This is a genomic window from Bacillus sp. mrc49 (genome assembly GCF_002803435.1).
In genome coordinates this window covers 22916-40634 of record NZ_PHNG01000697.1, presented here as the reverse complement: position 1 = coordinate 40634, position 17719 = coordinate 22916, and the positions used below count along the sequence as shown (strand labels likewise).

Annotated in this window: 19 protein-coding genes and 1 other annotated feature; of the genes, 15 read left to right on the top strand and 4 right to left on the bottom strand. The window is 42.4% G+C overall.

Annotated elements, in window-relative coordinates; translation table 11 throughout:
* Positions 1–244: sensor histidine kinase (locus CVN76_RS15925; protein ID WP_332850644.1), on the top strand; the 244-nt coding region annotated here is incomplete at its 5' end.
* Complete coding sequence (locus CVN76_RS15920; RefSeq protein ID WP_100532090.1) at positions 237–878, top strand: response regulator transcription factor; 642 nt, start codon at positions 237–239, stop codon at positions 876–878. The genes CVN76_RS15925 and CVN76_RS15920, both read left to right, overlap by 8 nt.
* A 246-nt stretch (positions 879–1124) precedes the next feature.
* On the opposite strand, the gene CVN76_RS31065 is transcribed toward CVN76_RS15920, so the two are convergent.
* Both CVN76_RS31065 and CVN76_RS15915 read right to left on the bottom strand, forming a co-directional pair.
* A complete protein-coding gene (locus tag CVN76_RS31065; protein ID WP_157805678.1) occupies positions 1125–1298 on the bottom strand; it encodes a hypothetical protein in 174 nt (57 codons plus the stop codon).
* Positions 1299–1521: 223 nt separating this feature from the next.
* Positions 1522–2682, bottom strand: coding sequence for an MFS transporter (locus CVN76_RS15915; RefSeq protein WP_061141902.1), 1161 nt, complete (start codon positions 2680–2682; stop codon positions 1522–1524).
* 199 nt (positions 2683–2881) lie between these two features.
* Here CVN76_RS15915 and CVN76_RS15910 point away from each other — a divergent pair, with 199 nt between their 5' ends.
* The 6 genes from CVN76_RS15910 (at position 2882) to CVN76_RS15880 (ending at position 9366) form a co-directional block, all read left to right on the top strand.
* Entirely contained in the window at positions 2882–3127 is a 246-nt protein-coding gene (locus tag CVN76_RS15910; RefSeq protein WP_100532094.1) for a hypothetical protein, read from the top strand.
* A 47-nt stretch (positions 3128–3174) separates the two neighbouring features.
* Positions 3175–3879: a cytochrome c biogenesis CcdA family protein gene (locus CVN76_RS15905; protein WP_100532089.1), complete on the top strand. Its 705-nt coding sequence runs from the start codon at positions 3175–3177 to the stop codon at positions 3877–3879.
* A 710-nt stretch (positions 3880–4589) separates the two neighbouring features.
* Positions 4590–4826, top strand: a binding site (T-box leader).
* Between the two features lie 60 nt (positions 4827–4886).
* On the top strand, positions 4887–6236 hold the full coding sequence (locus CVN76_RS15895) for an amino acid permease (protein WP_061141905.1): 1350 nt from the start codon (positions 4887–4889) through the stop codon (positions 6234–6236).
* Positions 6237–6416: 180 nt separating this feature from the next.
* Positions 6417–7073 carry a phosphatase PAP2 family protein gene (locus tag CVN76_RS15890; protein WP_100532087.1) on the top strand — a complete coding sequence of 219 codons (657 nt, stop codon included), beginning with the start codon at positions 6417–6419 and terminating at the stop codon, positions 7071–7073.
* Between the two features lie 125 nt (positions 7074–7198).
* Positions 7199–8401 carry a hypothetical protein gene (locus CVN76_RS15885; RefSeq protein WP_100532086.1) on the top strand — a complete coding sequence of 401 codons (1203 nt, stop codon included), beginning with the start codon at positions 7199–7201 and terminating at the stop codon, positions 8399–8401.
* Between the two features lie 206 nt (positions 8402–8607).
* On the top strand, positions 8608–9366 hold the full coding sequence (locus CVN76_RS15880; RefSeq protein WP_100532085.1) for an HAAS domain-containing protein: 759 nt from the start codon (positions 8608–8610) through the stop codon (positions 9364–9366).
* A 50-nt stretch (positions 9367–9416) separates the two neighbouring features.
* Here the strand turns inward: CVN76_RS15880 and CVN76_RS15875 are convergent, their stop codons facing one another.
* A complete protein-coding gene (locus tag CVN76_RS15875) occupies positions 9417–10805 on the bottom strand; it encodes an L-cystine transporter (RefSeq protein WP_100532084.1) in 1389 nt (462 codons plus the stop codon).
* Between the two features lie 258 nt (positions 10806–11063).
* Between CVN76_RS15875 and CVN76_RS15870 the strand changes: the two genes are divergently transcribed.
* The 7 genes from CVN76_RS15870 (at position 11064) to CVN76_RS31460 (ending at position 17025) form a co-directional block, all read left to right on the top strand.
* On the top strand, positions 11064–11576 hold the full coding sequence (locus CVN76_RS15870) for a GNAT family N-acetyltransferase (RefSeq protein WP_232732275.1): 513 nt from the start codon (positions 11064–11066) through the stop codon (positions 11574–11576).
* 62 nt (positions 11577–11638) lie between these two features.
* The gene (locus CVN76_RS15865) at positions 11639–12487 is read left to right on the top strand and encodes an aminoglycoside N(3)-acetyltransferase (RefSeq protein ID WP_100532083.1); all 849 of its coding nucleotides are present in this window, start codon (positions 11639–11641) and stop codon (positions 12485–12487) included.
* Complete coding sequence (locus CVN76_RS15860; protein ID WP_100532082.1) at positions 12487–12945, top strand: VOC family protein; 459 nt, start codon at positions 12487–12489, stop codon at positions 12943–12945. The genes CVN76_RS15865 and CVN76_RS15860 overlap by 1 nt, the downstream gene beginning before the upstream one ends.
* 82 nt (positions 12946–13027) lie before the next feature.
* Positions 13028–14626: an ATP-binding protein gene (locus tag CVN76_RS15855; RefSeq protein WP_232732273.1), complete on the top strand. Its 1599-nt coding sequence runs from the start codon at positions 13028–13030 to the stop codon at positions 14624–14626.
* 14 nt (positions 14627–14640) lie between these two features.
* A complete protein-coding gene (locus tag CVN76_RS15850) occupies positions 14641–15345 on the top strand; it encodes a response regulator (protein ID WP_100532080.1) in 705 nt (234 codons plus the stop codon).
* 175 nt (positions 15346–15520) lie between these two features.
* Complete coding sequence (locus CVN76_RS15845) at positions 15521–16816, top strand: CitMHS family transporter (protein WP_100532079.1); 1296 nt, start codon at positions 15521–15523, stop codon at positions 16814–16816.
* Between the two features lie 62 nt (positions 16817–16878).
* The gene (locus tag CVN76_RS31460; RefSeq protein ID WP_185113077.1) at positions 16879–17025 is read left to right on the top strand and encodes a hypothetical protein; all 147 of its coding nucleotides are present in this window, start codon (positions 16879–16881) and stop codon (positions 17023–17025) included.
* 168 nt (positions 17026–17193) lie between these two features.
* Here the strand turns inward: CVN76_RS31460 and CVN76_RS15840 are convergent, their stop codons facing one another.
* Complete coding sequence (locus tag CVN76_RS15840) at positions 17194–17598, bottom strand: DUF1256 domain-containing protein (protein WP_232732278.1); 405 nt, start codon at positions 17596–17598, stop codon at positions 17194–17196.
* Between the last annotated feature and the right edge of the window lie 121 nt (positions 17599–17719).

Here is a 17719-nt window from a genome sequence, read left to right as displayed (position 1 = left end):
AAAGGCGACCTCGCTTGAAGTGCTATTGATCGTTCGTGATGGCTTGATCATTTTCCGGATCACGGATGATGGCATCGGCTTTAACACGGAGGATGCAAAAGCCGGATCTTACGGACTGCAAAACATGCATGAGCGGGCCGTAGAGTTGGGGGGGACCATGCAGCTCGTAAGCGTTCCGAATAAAGGGACAAAGCTCGAGGTGAAAATCCCCTTGATACATACAGGAGGTGATCAGGATGATTAAAGTATTATTTGTCGATGACCATGAAATGGTTCGGATTGGGGTGTCGGCCTATTTAACGGCCCAAGCGGACATCGAAGTGATCGGGGAAGCGGACAATGGTTTGAAGGCAGTCGAACTGGCTTTGGAATTGCGTCCGGATATCATTTTGATGGATTTGGTCATGCCGGAAATGGATGGCATAGAAGCGACGAAGCGAATTATCGAAAAATGGCCCGAAGCCAAGATCATCATCGTGACAAGCTTTCTGGATGATGAAAAAGTGTATCCGGCCTTGGAAGCCGGGGCAACGAGCTATATGCTGAAAACCTCGAAGGCAAGCGAAATTGCCAGAGCCGTCCGGTCCACCTTCCAAGGACAAAGCGTACTGGAGCCTGAGGTGACCGGGAAGATGATGGAGAAGTTACGCCGCCCGAAGAAAAACGAGCTGCATGAACAATTGACAAACCGTGAAATGGAAATCCTGCTTTTAATGACACAAGGGAAAACGAATCAGGAAATAGCCGATGAACTATACATTGCCCTGAAAACGGCCAAGGTGCATGTTAGTAATATATTAAGTAAGCTTGATGTGCAGGACCGTACCCAAGCGGTGATTTACGCATTTAAGCATTCACTCGTCGATGATGAACAATAAAGAAAAAAAGGGCCATGCCAAAAGGATAAATCAGCCGAAAAGAACAAATGAAAAAATCAAGATTGCTGTTAAATCAGCATCTTGATTTTAATGATGGGGTGTCAATCAGTCTAAATCGGACTTATGAGACAGCCCCTTTTTTTTATGGTTCTAGGCAGTACTAGAGAAGGCGGGAAATCGCCATACAACGTCTGTGAACGGGAGATGATAAACCTAGCCCCTCTTGGATTCTTGTAGCCCCAGTCCTTATGTTTCACTCTTTTTATTCAGCTTATGATTAACCAACAATAAACCGATTCCAACGATTCCAACAATAATGGTCATTATGAAGGCTTCAGATGTTCTGGTGTAGACACTATATAGAAAGCACGCCAAGAACATGACACTGATAAGAGTGTGGAATAAACGATATTTCGACATTAAAACACCTCTTTAGTAAAAGGGACTTCATTCATAACTTTATAGTAATACAAAGTCAGAGGAAAATAATTCCAGTTTTGAAATGGGGCGTTTCAGGTTTGAGATGCTTACTTTTTTACTGGATGAGTTGAATCGTCTACACTTATCTGTAATAAACGATTCAGTGTTTTTTACAATGACTCTATTCCATATTAAGGAGAAACCGTAGAACTTTACAGTTCAATCAAGCTTCCTCTGCCGTATCAAGCCTTGTGCCGTATATGCGATAAAGCACCAAGGCGAAAACCATGCCGATAAAGGATATCGAGGAGATGAACAAGTATAAAGTCTTGCCTCCGAATGCCTCATAAATGGATCCGCCTACATAAGAAGCGATGATCCCTGATACCCCGAAGAATAATAGCGCCAGGACAGTCTGGCCTGTAGCGCGCCACTCCACCGGAACGATGCGGTACAGGTACTGAATCGCCGCAGAATAGAATATCGGGAAAGTCAGTATTTGCAAGACCTGCAAATAAGCCAGCAGATGCGGATCGGTAATCCAGGCAGAGACGAAATAGCGGATAAAGAAAAACGCCGCTGCAAACGAAATGATGATGATTTCCTTGCCTTTGCGCAGCCACCAGAAGCTTAGGGCGAATACGACGATTTCACTTCCTGCCGCCAGGAACCAGGTCAAGCCGACAAGCTTGGCGCTTCCTCCAAGCTCGCGGATATACACACCAAGGAACGTATCATTCATTCTTGCTGGAACAGCACAGATAAACACCAACAATAAAAAAAGCAGCGTCTCCTTATTGCTGAAAAAGTGCTTCAGGCTCTTCAAGGTGACAGGTTTCCCCGACACCGGTGCATCCGGCATCATCCAGCTAATGATGAAGCTGATCAGCCCGATCCCGGCAAAAAGAAAGGCCAGGCTGTTTGCTCCGAAATAGGACATCACATAGCCAGTGATCAGCGATATGACCGCATAACCCAATGCGCCATAAGTCCGGATCGAGCCATAGCTGATTCCTGATTTCTCCGCAATCGTAAAGTTAAGGCTTTCCGTCAGGGGATCGATCGGCATCAAAAAGAAATAAAGCAGCATGGCAAACAGGATCAGCTGGAGATAGCTGCTTGAGTCATATAGAAAATAACCGATTACACTTGAGAAAAAAATGAGTAACAACAGGACTTTGCGGATCGTCCGCGTTTTGTCGCTGATCATTCCCCATAATGGCTGGGTAATCAGGGTGACAAATCCTCCTGTACCGATGATGAATCCGATTTGGGCTGGCCGCAAGCCTTGATCTGCCAAGTACACGGGAAGAAATGGAATGAAAATGGCAAGCAGTCCAAAATATAAAAAGTTAAAACTTTTTAATAATCGTAAAGCTTTCATAAAAAAAATGATACCTCGCCTGTTCTATAGATTGGATGGGTTCAACCTTGCTATTGTAACATTGATGACAGATTTTGAAAAAAAAGTTTTATGGTCAATTCAGCCGAAATCTGATTATTGCTGGAAAATAGTTACTTTACCTTTTTATAAATGGATGAAGATGATAAAATTAACACTAAATGTTAACGTGGAGGGATGTATGGGAGTGATCGATCAGGATACAAAAGTGGTTCAAGAATTACAGGAGCTAAAGCAAAAGGTCAGCCATCTGGAAGACTTATTGACTGAGCAAGCGAATAGAAAGGAAAAGCCAGGTGTCGTTCGAACCTTTTTGGACGCAGTGGTGTCTTTGCTATTTGGATTATTTATTGTGGGACCCGTTGCAGTGGTCGTGATCGGGGTGCTGATGGTTGCGGCATCATGGTTAGGGCTGGATAGTTGGTAGTTTACGAGAGTCGCGGAAAATAGAGGAGCCGAGGGGGGATTTGGCAGATGGATTTAACTATTTTTTTGGCATTCAGTGCGGGCATACTATCGTTTATATCTCCATGTTGTTTACCGTTATATCCTGCCTTTTTATCTTATATTACAGGTTTATCAGTTAGTGAGTTAAAAGAAGGAAGCAACACCTTCAATCGAAAGGCATTGCTTCATACCTTTTTCTTTTTGGTCGGGTTTTCCATCATATTTGTGGTACTTGGGCTTTCGACCACGATTTTTTATGACCTTTTTTATGAATATATTGATTTGATCAGGCAGGCAGGGGCTATATTGATCGTCATGTTCGGACTGATCCTCATCGGATTTTTCCAGCCGAAATTCTTGATGAAGGATAGGAAAATCCATTTTAAAAACCGGCCATCGGGATATATCGGTTCGATACTGATTGGTATTGGCTACGCTGCTGGCTGGACTCCATGTGTCGGTCCGATTTTGGGGGCAGTCATGGCTCTCGGTTTATATACGGGACAAGGCCTGCTCTATATGATTGCTTATATTCTTGGATTTTCCATCCCATTCTTCATCATGTCATTTTTCATCGGCAAATCAGGCTGGATCAGGAAGTATAGTCATGGATTAACTAAAATGGGCGGATATCTCACGATCGTTATGGGGATTTTCTTGTTTTTTGATTGGATGACGAACATCACGACTTTCCTGACAAACCGTGTATTCGGCGGTTTTACGGGTTTTTGAGTTCTTGGATGATACATAAAAAACGAAAAGAGGATGGCCGCTTAAAGCTTTGCGGTATATCCTCTTTTTTGATGAATCGTTTTAAATAAATCATGCCAAACGGATCTCCCACATTCGGAATCATTCCACTTTGCGAAAAAACTAGATAGATTTTGATTGCTCACAAATTCAATGGTTTGATACCTTAGCCGGTTCCTTTCCACTTCAGGCACTCGCTTTCCGCGGGCGGTAGGGGAGCCACCTCGGCTCTTGCGCCTGCGGTTGTCTCCCCTAGACCGCATTTCCCGCAGGAGTCTCGCCCCTTCCGTTCCAATCCACTTTGCGTGAAAACGCAGATAGATTTTGATCGCTCACAAATTCAATGGTTTGATACCTTAGGCGGTTCCTTTCCACTTCAGGCACTCGCTTTCCGGGGGCGGTCGGGGAAGCCACCTCGGCTCTTGCGCCTGCGGTTGTCTCCCCTAGACCGCATTTCCCGCAGGAGTCTCGTGCCTCTCGTTTTGCTGTCCATTGCATGGAAAGTAAAGTGGTTTTCCCAGATATAACAACAAGCTTTATTTCGAATAGTATTTGACTGGTTCCATACAGCGTGCAACCACAATTTGCTAATATTTACGCCTCTTAAAATACTATCCTAAAAAAGTTATTGACAAAGCTACTCGGAGTCCGTATAGTATTGAATATTATAAAAATATTCAGATATAATTTTTTGAAACGCAATGATCAGGAGTAGTAAAAGCTCATCATTCGGTAAAGAGAGCTGCGGGGTGGTGCAACGCAGTCCAATGAGACTTTGAACTTGCCTGGGAGTGGTAAAGCAAGGGGGTAAAGATTATCTTTTTCTCTTTGTTTTGACGGGTAACCTTCGTTACAGGGTTTGAGAGCAGGGTTCTAAAAGAGCCAAAAAGAGTGGTACCGCGGTAAGCATAAGGCATATCGTCTCTTTCTTCATTTGATTATGAAGGAAGAGACGATATGCTTTTTTTGATATTTTGGGAGGTAAGGATATGGAAACGGACAAAAGGAATTTACAGAGGACCATGACTTCACGGCATATTACGATGATGGCATTAGGCGGGGCAATCGGTGCCGGTTTATTTAAAGGGAGCAGTTCAGCGATTGATATGGCAGGACCGGCCGTCATCCTTGCATACTTGATAGGAGGGATCATCCTTTTATTCATCATGCAGGGTTTAGCTGAAATGGCGGTTGCAAATAGCGGTGCAAGAACATTCCGGGATTTGGTTCAGTCGATTTTAGGAAAGTATCCAGCATACTTCCTGGATTGGATCTACTGGAAGATGTGGGTATTGAACATTACGGCGGAATCGATCGTTGCGGCGATCTTCATACAATATTGGCTGCCTGGATATCCAATCTGGATGTTGGCGTTAGCTGTTTCCGTGTTAGTCACGGCGGTTAACTTGCTGTCGGTAAAGGTTTTTGCGGAAACGGAGTATTGGCTTGCCTTAATTAAAATCACCGTCATCATTGTCTTCATCCTGGCTGGATTATTGTTATTGCTTGTAACGTTTGGCGACCATGCTGCAGTCGGTTTTTCCAACTTGACTGACAACGGCGGTTTCTTCCCGAATGGATCGAAGGGATTGATTACGGCGATGTTGGTGGTCATCTATTCATATGGTGGCACGGAAATTATCGGGGTCACATTGGCGGAAACGAAAAACCCTGAAAAAGTGGTTCCAAAAGCGGTTCGCAGTACATTGATACGGATCATTTCCTTCTATATCATCCCATTTTTCATCATCGTCAGCTTGATTCCTTGGAACGAGGTGAACGGTGTACCGGAAAGTCCGTTCGTGATGGTCTTTCAAATGATAGGGATTCCAGGCGCCGACCACATTATGAACGCCGTTGTTTTACTGGCGATCATATCATCGATGAACTCAGGGTTATATGGTTCATCCCGCGTCCTGTATACACAAGCCGTGGACGGTCGCATCCCGAAAATCTTCTCCCGCTTATCCAAGAAGAAGGTCCCGGTATACGCAATTCTAATGTGTACGTCCGCTTTATATATCGGTGTATTGATTTCTTTATTTGCCGGCAGCAAGACTTTCGATTTCTTGATGGGATCGCTAGGATACACGGTCTTGTTCATCTGGTTGATCATCGCCTTCGCCCATTTGAAGTCACGTAAGCAGCAACAAGGAAAACCAAGTGCCTATGCGGTCAAATGGTTCCCCTATACGACCTGGGCTGCAATTATCGCATTACTGATGATTTTGATCGGCATCATTTTCACGACGTCGATGATCGTCACGATGATTACCCTTTGCATTTACATCTTTATTACCTTAACGTATGTATCGAAAAAACGTCATCACAAAATCTAGCATGCAAAGCCATGGCAGCTGACCATGGCTTTTGCTTCGGACATTCGGAAGGATGGGAAATCTGGCGCAGCAGTAGTTCAAGGGAATCATTAACATTCGCATATAAAGCGTCCATTAAGCGAGAAATGTAGTATAATAATCCTTGGAAAATAACCATAATATTGAAAGTCGGCGCAAACTATGAAAAACAATTCTATTTTACCCTTGCACCCGCTATGGTATTCATTGCTGCTGGTGCTTACTAGTTCCATTTATTCGATCATCAATCAATCGTCAGGTCATGCTGTCGATGTTACGACAATGATAGATGGAGAGATTCCTTTTATTAAAGAATTTGTCGTTCCGTATTTATTGTGGTATCCCTATATTTATGGATTGCTGATTTACTATTGTTTTGTTGACCGTAAACACTATTTTGTTGCATTAGGCAGTTTAGTATCGGGAAAGCTCGTCTGTTTTCTTATCTATTGCCTTTGGCAATCGACAGTCCCCCGTCCGGAAGTGATGGGAAATGATATCTTCGCCCATTTGATGCGCGTCGTTTATAGTCATGATCAGCCCGTCAACTGCTTGCCCAGCATTCATGTACTGACAACATTCATCATGATGATCGTCGTTCATAAACGGAGGGAGCAGCATAAGTGGGAGCATGCTGGCGTAACGGCATTCGGAACACTGATTATCTTATCGACCCTATTCACGAAGCAGCATGCCGTTCTGGATGTCCTGGCGGGAATACTCCTTGCTTGCGGAATGTACGCTGCCATACAGTACATGTTCCAAGCCATATCTGCTTATCAGGCAAACCATTTTCCAGCAAGGCAAATGAAAAAATGATTGAAAAAAAAGCCACTGTAAAATATTCGCTCCCGTGAGCTGATGTTTTACAGTGTTTTTTTGTGTGGAAATATATTTGGGAATTTGTGTTAAAATGAATGGAAACAGTGGAGGAGAGGAAGAAAGTGCCTCAATATCTTAATCGAATTGCGGAAGACTTGGTTCTTGAGAAGTTGGAGAATTATTGGTCGGGTTTTGAACTTGTTGCATATGCCTTATATGACAAGAGAAATGTTTATCTATTCAATCATCCTAAATTCAGTAACAATCCACAATGTACCTATCATATTTTAAGCTGGGATATACAGTTTATTGGAGATACAATGATTCTGTATGAAGAATATCCCACTGCAATTGTTAATTTGGATTCTTATAAGGATTACGAGGATTTATATTCCGTATTAATTCACGAATTATTTCACGGCTATCAGTATATAAAAGATGAAAACCGGTTTCCTGATGAAATGATGGGAGTCACATATCCCCTGTCACAAGAAAATGTGGAATTACGAAATCAGGAACGAACAAATCTTTATCGTGCGTTGTTGGAACATAACATAGTAAAGAAGAAGCACTATATTCATACTTTTATTGCCTTAAGGGAAAAAAGAACAGCCAAGTTTGAAGAATACCTAACCTATGAGAAATTGATTGAAACGATTGAGGGACCCGCGTGGTATGTTGAACTTAGAGCGTATTCGGAAAAAGCACCGATAGATGACGATTCCGTACTAAAAAAGTATGCACAACAGCTAATAAACAAATATGAATCTACCTCAAGTATCAGAAGGAGTTGTTATAGTTCCGGTTTGTTTATTTGTTTGTTACTGAACGAGCTCTCACCAGGATGGATGGAAAGTTTTTTTGATAAAAAGGAAACATTATATGAGCTATTAATACAGCAGGCCGGTGACTATATGGAAATTTCAATAGCTGATGTGAAAATAGGTACTGAAACTGTGGAAGTCGTTAATCTGGCTATAGAAAAGAAAAGGAAAGCATTTGAAGAGTTTAATAAACAAGAAGGAATTCATGTATATATTGAAGGGGAAATAACTGCTGTATCCTTTGACCCGATGAATATCATTCCTTTAGAAGATAGGCTTTTACATAAGAGCTTTATAAAAGTAAGAATGAACAATGAAGATTTTCTAATTCAACAACCGGTTATTACTCATGTCGATGATGGTATTCATAACATAAATAAATTACATCTGATAGTAGACTATATACCGATTGAAAACATTGATTCGCTTATCATTGATGGTGTTGGAGTGATAAAGGGAAGATATAAGAAACAAGGAAATATGTTGCATGTACTTATTTAAATGGAATCTTATCTAGGCGATTAGCTGGAAATGCACAAGTAAAGCTTGGTTCACGAATGATAAAAGTGGTCGGAACTTGGTCAGATTGGGAATCTTACGCATTTCGTAGATACATCAAAAAGTTTGGTGGATAAATTTCAACTTACGGTGGAATTGGCTGAGTTTCAATGTAAATCAAATAGTAAGGGACGAAGGAGGAATGTAGTGTGAACACGTCGTTGTCCAAGGATAGTCAGCATTTCTTGGGAAATCTCAGGTTATACCTTATTGCAAATGGAAAGAATACGGATGAAATTGAGGAGATCATGGAGGAACTGGAGGTTCACCTTACAGAGGCTGAAAGTAACGATAAGAGTGTCGAACATATTGTAGGCAGTAGCCCAAAAGAATATATGGAGCAAATTTCTGCTGAAATGCCGGTTGATTTTATGGGCTCGCTAAAATATATCGTAATGATTTTATTCGGTGCAGCTTCTTATTTGATAATGGATAAAGCTCTAAATGGCGGAATCGAATTTTCTTTTTTGGAGCTCATTGGTTATCCTTTGGCCGGAACTCTTTCAATCGTAGTTTATATGATATCTTTTAGGTATATGGCAAGTCACACATTATCCATGGTAAGGCAAAGTGTACTCCTATCCACCCTAGGCATAATTTCAATAGCGTTGTTTGCAAGTGTCATGATTCTCAGTGGAACACATAGCACACCTTTTGTAAAACTTGAAAATACAGGTAACGTTGTTGCCGTGATAGCAGCTATTTCGATATTAATCATTTTATCCATATGGAGTGGAACGTGGATTTCGATCATCATCCCCATCCTTCTTTTTGGTCCCACCCTTATATTGGACAACACCCATTATCAGGAAAGTGTAAAGGTGGTGTTGAGCAGCCTGATAACGATGCTCGGCATCCTGCTTTATTGTGGAATTACTCTCAAGAAATTGAAAAACGTGCAATCATAAATGAAAAAGGCACCAAACTTCCTCTAGGGGAGGTTTGGTGCCTTTTCGCTTTACATTTCTGCTTCCACTTCCAAGGATGATTCTTGGCTGAATTGCTGCTTATCAAGGTCTCCCGTAATTTTACTTGTCAGGATACCTGAAGTCATGCTGCCGCTGACATTCACGGCCGTTCTTCCCATATCGATCAATGGCTCGACGGAAATCAACAGACCCGCCAAGGCGATTGGCAAGTTCATTGCCGATAAGACGAGGATGGCAGCGAAGGTTGCCCCTCCGCCTACTCCGGCAACTCCGAACGAGCTAATCGCTACAATCGCGATCAACATGGCAATGAAGGATGGCGTAAGCGGGTTGATGCCCACTGTTGGTGCGATCATGACCGCTAACATGGCCGGATAGATGCCGGCACAGCCGTTTTGCCCGATCGACAAGCCGAACGAGCCGGCAAAGTTGGCGATACCTTCGGAAACTCCTAGCTGTTTCTGTGTTTGGATGTTCAATGGCAGAGCACCTGCACTCGTTCTTGAAGTGAAGGCAAATGACAATACAGGGAAGGCTTTCCTCATATATACCATTGGATTCAGCCCTGCAAGCGTAAGCAATAATAAATGGATGAGGAACATGACAATCAGTGCCGCATAAGAAGCTCCGACGAATTTCCCTAATTTCAGGATCGCGTCCAAATCACTTGTCGCTACCGTCTTGGTCATGATCGCCAAGATGCCGTATGGTGTCAAACGCAGGATCAGCGTTACGACGCGCATGGTGATGCTATGCAATGTATCTACTATTTTTGCGAAAAATTCAGCATGTTCCGGCTGCTTTCTTTTGACCCCTAAATAGGCCATACCAAGGAATGCAGCAAAAATCACGACGGAAATCGTTGATGTCGGGCGAGCCCCTGTTAAATCGAGGAACGGATTTGCCGGGATCAACTCAAGGATTTGCTGTGGCATCGTTTTATCCTGAATGGTTCCGTATGTCTCGGATATTTGATCTCCGCGGCTTAACTCTGCTTCGCCTTGCTCGATTTGCACGGCCTCCAAGTTGAAGACAGTTGCCGAAGTGATTCCGACCGCTGCGGCAATCGCAGTGGTTCCAAGCAGGATTCCGATGATTAGCACACTGATCTTACCGATATTGCTCGTAAGCTTCAATCGTGTAAATGCGGACAAGATCGAGATGAAAACAAGCGGCATGACGATCATTTGCAGGAACTTTACATAGCCGGAGCCTACAATGTTAAACCAATCGACCGATTTAACGATTGCGTCTGACTGCGGTTCATAGAAATACTGTAAAAGAAGGCCGAACACAATACCTAATCCAAGCCCGGTAAAGACCTTTTTCGTGAAAGAGATGTGTTTCTTATTCATGTAGAATAAAACGCCTAAAAGAATGAGCATTATGGCAAGATTTAAAAACACGTAACCTATCATATATATTCCCCCTAATTCCGATTAACCTAATACGAATAATGAATATGATACAGCATCCCTTGCTTTTTTACCAGAAGAAAATTATATATTTTTGACTTTTCAAGTAATTCATGAATGCATCCCCATCCAGAGGAAGCTGGACAAGCTAGGGTGCAAATCTTCCATTATATAGTTCCCAGGAAGGATAAGCCGTTGGTTTTCTTGAATGATATAAAAGGCCGCATATGCTGCTTAGTGTTTTTTAGAAAGGATGAAGGAATGATGGAGATATACATTGACAGGCTGAATGTAGAGGATGCAAATGAATTATATGCATTTGAGTGCAAGAATCGAGCGTTTTTCGAGCAAACGATTTCAAGCCGGGGGGATGATTATTATCACTTTGGTACGTTTATGATCAGGCATATGGAATTATTAAAAGAACAAGAGGATGCGATCTCCTCATGTTATTTAATTAAGGAAGACTCAGGAACGATCGTCGGCAGGATTAATCTTGTGGATATCGACCCAATTAAAGGTACGGCTCAAGTCGGTTATCGAATCGGTGAAGCGTTTACGAAAAAGGGGGTGGCAAACGAGGCTTTACAGCTTTTGGTTAAGGTGGCACCGGAAATGAAGGTGACTCAGCTACATGCCAAAACGACAAATGTCAATATTGGCTCCCAAAAGGTATTGGCGAAGAATGGCTTTGAACGAATCTCCGTTAGTGAGGAAATCAGTGCGGATTCCAGTGAAAAGCTAACACTCTACCATTATAAAAGGAACCTATAAATCATTTTTATCCGTTTAATGGACAGCCCACATGGACAAAAAAAGTTTTAGGAGATGCAATAATGAAAGAAATGATAGAATATTCAATATACCCAAGAACGAAGCAGTCGATTGCAGCGGATTTACGAAAGCTGGGAGTGAAGCGGGGGATGACGATACTCGTCCATTCCTCCTTATCCTCGATAGGATGGGTGAATGGGGGAGCGGTTGCGGTCATTCAAGCCTTGATGGAAGTTGTTACGGAAGAAGGAACCATCGTTATGCCTTCTCAATCCGTCGAACTATCCGACCCTGCAAGATGGGGAAATCCCCCTGTTCCACAATCCTGGTGGAAGGTTATTAAAGAAAGCATGCCTGCATATGACCCTCGATATACCCCTGTTACAAGAGGATTGGGGCAAATCGCAGAATTGTTCAGGTCTTTCCCAGGAGTGGAAAGAAGTGAGCATCCGAACTATTCCTTTACAGCCTGGGGAAGGGATAAAGATAAAATCCTTTATCCGCATCCTTTGGAATTTGGGCTAGGTGAACGATCTCCTTTAGGGAAACTGTATGATCGTGAATCATATGTTTTGCAATTAGGGGCTCAATTCGACAGTACGACGTGCTTCCATCTTGCTGAATATCGGATAGAATATAAAAAAGTGATAAGCTTGGGCGCTCCCGTGTTAGTGGAAGGGGAACGGGTTTGGAAGGAATATCAAGAACTTGAATTCAGGGAAGAGCTTTTTACGGAGGTTGGCGAATTTTACAAAAGAGAGTATGAATTGAAAGAGGGATATGTGGGTTCAGCATGTTGCCGCCTTTTCTCCATCAAAGAGTCGGTGGATTATGCGGAGAAATGGTTCAATGAGTTTGATTCCAATCAGAATGCTGTGCGGGAAATCCAAGCGAGAAAGGATGGTATATAATGATAGAAGGTTTATATGAAGCGCATTTACCAGTCGAAGATTTGGAAGTTTCCATTCATTTTTATAAGAAAATAGGTTTGAAGCTTGCTTGGAGGGATGAAGAGACAGCCTTCTTTTGGATAGAGGAGAACAAAAGCTGGGTCGGTCTATGGGAAGGAAAAGAATACAAAACCCCTTATCACCCCTCATTAAAGCATATCGCCTTTCGGGTAACTTATGAAAATATGAAACATGCAATGGCTTGGCTCCAATCCTTGCAAATAGAAGTGGTACCTTTTGGAGGAAGGACATCCATCGAACCTTTTGTCCGTCCGCAACAAGGGAATGCCTCTGTCTACTTTCAAGATCCGGATGGCAATAGCTTGGAATTGATGTGTCCGGTTGACGTCCCTGATGCGTATAAGCAGATGACCGACAAGCTTTCATTGGAAGAATGGGAGGCTCTATTGCTCAGGTGAAGGGATTTTTACATACAGGAAAAATGGAGAAAATAGTATACGAGTATGAGCAATCAATACGGAAAGGCTGAAAGGCATAAAAGTGGACGTTAAACATTTTAAAGTGAACTTATTAACTCAAATGACCTTACTCATCATCTTCGTAGTTTTTATCAGTACCTTGCTTGTGAGTATTCTATTCTCTTCATTGCTGGAAGATATCGTTGAAAACTATGTGGGCAAGCAAGCAATGACCGTGGCCAAATTAGCGGCTCAAAACCCAAAGATCATCCAGGGATTCAAGGAGGATCATCCGTCGGATGTGATCCAGCCCGAATCGGAAAGAATCCGTCATACTACAGGTGCCGATTATGTAACCATTGCGAACCGTAAGGGACTTCGTTACTCCCATCCTAATCCGGAATATATCGGGCAGCCTACGGCAACCAGTAATGATGCAGTATTCAATGAACACAAATCAATCATCTATCAAGGAAATGGGATATCGGGACCGGCAATTAAGGCGAAGACACCTATCCTGGATGATAAAGGCGAGATCATCGGTGTTTCATCTGTAGGTTTTTTAGTGGAGAATGTGCAAAATCAACTATCCAATTATAAAATGAAAATCTTTCAATTGTCGCTGATCCCAATCCTGGCAGGAATCGTATGGGCCATATTCATAGCTCGACGCTTAAAAAAACTTATTTTAGGTTTAGAACCGGAGGAAATTTCTTTTTTGTATCAAGAAAGGGAAGCGGCACTTGATGCTATCCGGAATGCCACCATTACGATCAATATTGGAAAACAGGTTACTTCCATGAATAAAAGGGCACGTGAATTGTTCCATGATCATCAGCTTATGGTGGGAAAGCGGATTGTAGATGGCCATTTAGCAAAACTCATCAAAAATGTATTCAGCACAAAAGAGGGGAAGTTCAATCGCAAGGTACTTTTAGGGCAACAGCTGTACATTGTGGATTTGTCACCGATCTTAAATCATAATGACGTCAGGGGCGTCGTGTTAACAATAAGGACGGTATCCGAAATTGAACAATTAACGGAAGAATTTTCGGAAATCAAGGCCTTTTCAGAAAATATGCGGGCCCAAAACCATGAATTCTTAAACAAATTGAATACCATTTATGGATTGCTTAGCTTAAAACAGTATGATCGGGCATTGAACATCATCTCATCTGAAGTGAGGGAGAGGCAGGATATCATATCGTTTCTTATGTCATCGGTTCAAGATCCTTTAATTGCAGCCTGTTTACTTGGGAAGAAAAACCGTTCAAAGGAATTGCAGGTTATGCTGGAAATAGATCATGAAAGCAATTTAAACAGCACGTTAAAGCCCGAGGATGCCCATCACTTGGTTTCCATTATTGGTAATGTCATTGATAATGCGATGGAGGCAGCCTGGCAACGGAATAAAAACAAGGGGAAGGTCAAAGTTTCATTTACGGATTTAGGCAATGAAATTATATTTGATATTGAGGATAACGGTCCAGGCATCCCTCAAGGAATGGAAGATATTATTTTTACAAATGGATATACGACTAAGACTGGGGAAAATCATGGAATCGGTTTAGCGATTGTGAAAAATTCCATTGACCTTTTAAGCAGTCAAATTTATATTGATCGCAGTAACTTGGGCGGAGCGAGATTTACGATTGCCTTACCGAAGGATATAAAAGCATGAATGGAGGCGCCTGCATGTCCAAAGGACCGATTACAGTCGTCATTGTGGAAGATGACGAAAATGCAGTGAACATATATAAACATTTCACCAATCAACTAGATCAATTCACTGTCATTGCCACCGCCAGTACAGGCAAGCAGGCATTAAACATATTGGATGTTGCCCAACCGGACTTGATTTTATTGGACATCTTTTTACCGGATATGAATGGAATTGAGCTTCTCCGGGAAATCAGGAGCGAATACAGGGGGATTGACGTAATCTTGATCACCGCCGCGAATGATACCGAAACAGTCAGTGAGGCAATCAGGGGCGGGGCTTTTGGTTACCTTATAAAACCCATCATGATCGATAAGCTGCTTGCAACGCTCAATCAATACGAGCAGACGAGAAAGCAGCTGGAGAATAACAACTTGGTAAATCAGGAGAAAGTCGATACTCTTTTTCGGACCCCAAGTCATTCACCTGCAGCAATTGATGTCCAAATGAATTCTCTTCCCAAGGGAATTGACAAGCATACTTTGAAGATGGTCAGAAATAAGATTCAAAACGTCAATGGCCCTTTAAATGCTGATGAACTAGGTCAACTCGTTGGCATCAGTTATTCCACCATGCGTAGGTACTTGGAGTATCTGGTTTCCTGCAATGAAATGGAAGTCGAAGTTTTGTATGGAGGTGTGGGACGGCCTGAGAGAAAATATAAGCTAAAAAACCGCTAATGATGGAACTCGCCTTCCTCCTTAGCGGTTTTTCATTTTCATGCGTGAAAAATATGATCAAAACTCCATTTATGAAAAAAACTCTAATTATTTCCTTTATATGTGAAGAATGCGTAATGGATGATACTCTCTAAAGAAAGCGCTATCACGTTTGACTATAGAAGGGAGCTTGAAGATGTTATCCATTTTAGGATTTTCCATGATTGCCGTATTCATGTATTTAATTATGTCGAAGCGACTATCTGCACTAGTGGCGATCATGCTCGTGCCAATCATATTTGGAGTGATTGGAGGATTTTTGACTGAACTGGGACCGATGATGCAGGATGGTGTTGAAGGTATTGCTTCAACAGCCATCATGATTTTATTCGCCATTTTATATTTTGGAATAATGATAGACTCCGGTTTGTTTGATCCTCTTATTTCTAAAATATTGAAAATAGTAAAAGGGGATCCATTGAAAATAGTATTGGGAACAGCCATTCTCTCCATGACCGTCGCCTTGGATGGGGATGGGACAACTACCTACATCATTACTGTTTCGGCACTATTGCCCCTGTATAAACGCCTGGGAATGAACAAATTGATTTTAGCCACCGTAGCGATGTTATCCATGGGTGTAATGAACATGACACCGTGGGGGGGAGCCTCTGCCATGGCCATGGCTTCTTTGAATCTTGAAGCATCTGAATTATTCTTGCCAATGATTCCTGTCATGGGCTTTGGCCTCATTTGGGTTCTTATTGCAGCCTTTATATTAGGTAAAAAGGAACGAAAGAGATTGGGCGTAATAGAGATCCAGCATAATCACTCGAAAGCTAATTCCGAATTAGCTGCAACAACCGTTTCCCGTGATTATCGCCGCCCGAAATTGGTCTGGTTCAATTTCATTTTAACGGTCGTGCTGATGGCATCATTAATCATTGATTTCATGTCTTTGACCATTTTATTCATGGTTGCGTTCGCCATTGCGTTAGTGGTCAATTATCCTGATTTGAAAGATCAGCAGGATCGAATCGCCGTCCACTCGAAAAATGCATTGGCCGTCGTGTCAATTGTCATCGCAGCCGGGATTTTTACCGGCATCATGTCCGGAACGAAAATGATCGATGCGATGGCCATTACGTTGGTCTCGCTGATCCCAGAACCGTTGGGGCCGTTTTTACCGGTCATAGTAGCGTATGCCAGTGCCCCGTTCACGTTCTTTATGTCGAATAATGCATTCTATTTTGGTGTGCTGCCCATTATCGCGCAAGCCGCTGATGCTTATGGGATCAGCGCGGCGGAAATAGGGCGTGCTTCCTTGATAGGTCAGCCGATACACGTACTGAGTCCTTTGGTGGCGGCAGCCCATTTGCTGATCGGTTTGGTTGGCACGGATTTCAGGGATATCCAGCGGTTCGCGATAAAGTGGGCATTGGGGACTGTCACTGTCATGACCATAGCCGCGATAATCATCGGAGTCATTTAGTAAAAAAGGGACTGTAGCCGTATCTTACGGCCAAATGTCATTGATAATTGGAGGGTTTCTTAATGTGGATCATCACACTCTATAAAAGCAGAGGTATCGTCATGTATGAATTTGAAACGGAACAAGCCGCACGGGAGGTTTATTGTAACATTGAAGGGGATAGGATTTTATCAGAGGTTATTTACTTTAATGATCCAGGTGTAGCATAAAAGATTGGGTAAGAAGCATAATGATTGATGAATGGTCGTTGCAAAAGTGCGGGTCAAACACAAACCAAACAGCAAATTCACACCCCAAAATAGCTAATGCTTTATTGGGGTTTTCCCATTTTTCACGACGGTGTTACCAATGATATTTCGCGGTTACCAAGGCCACATTCATGACAGTATCCAATCCCGCATCGATTCCAAAATATAGCGATCAGTAAATGGTGTTTTTATTTCGTTCAAAGTATTTTTAAAATTAAGGGCGTGAACAGGTTCTGATAGTGTTCCAAAGATATGATAAGGGACTTGTTTTTCCTTTAACATCGTTCCTGCTAAAGCTCCGAATGAATCTCCTGTGGAACGATCTGAACCAATACATAAAAAGACCATCTCTTGAGGGTGCGACTGAAGGATTCCTGCGATTCGAGAAGACATCTCTGCCGCTTCTGCTTCTCCATCCGTTTTCAATATGTATGGGGTGCAATCGTGCATTTCTTCTTTTGACTTCCTTTTTTTCTTCCGGTAAAAGGATACATGCCCGCACCTCTTTCCCCATTTACTAAAGGACCGTGACATCTTGATCAAGATTATATATTCCCCCAAAAAGATCCAGGGTAAAGGATAAAGCGATCAGTTATGGACTTTGCTCGCTTTTGTGAGTAGGAAGAAAAAACTTCTTTTTCCCATTTGACCCTCA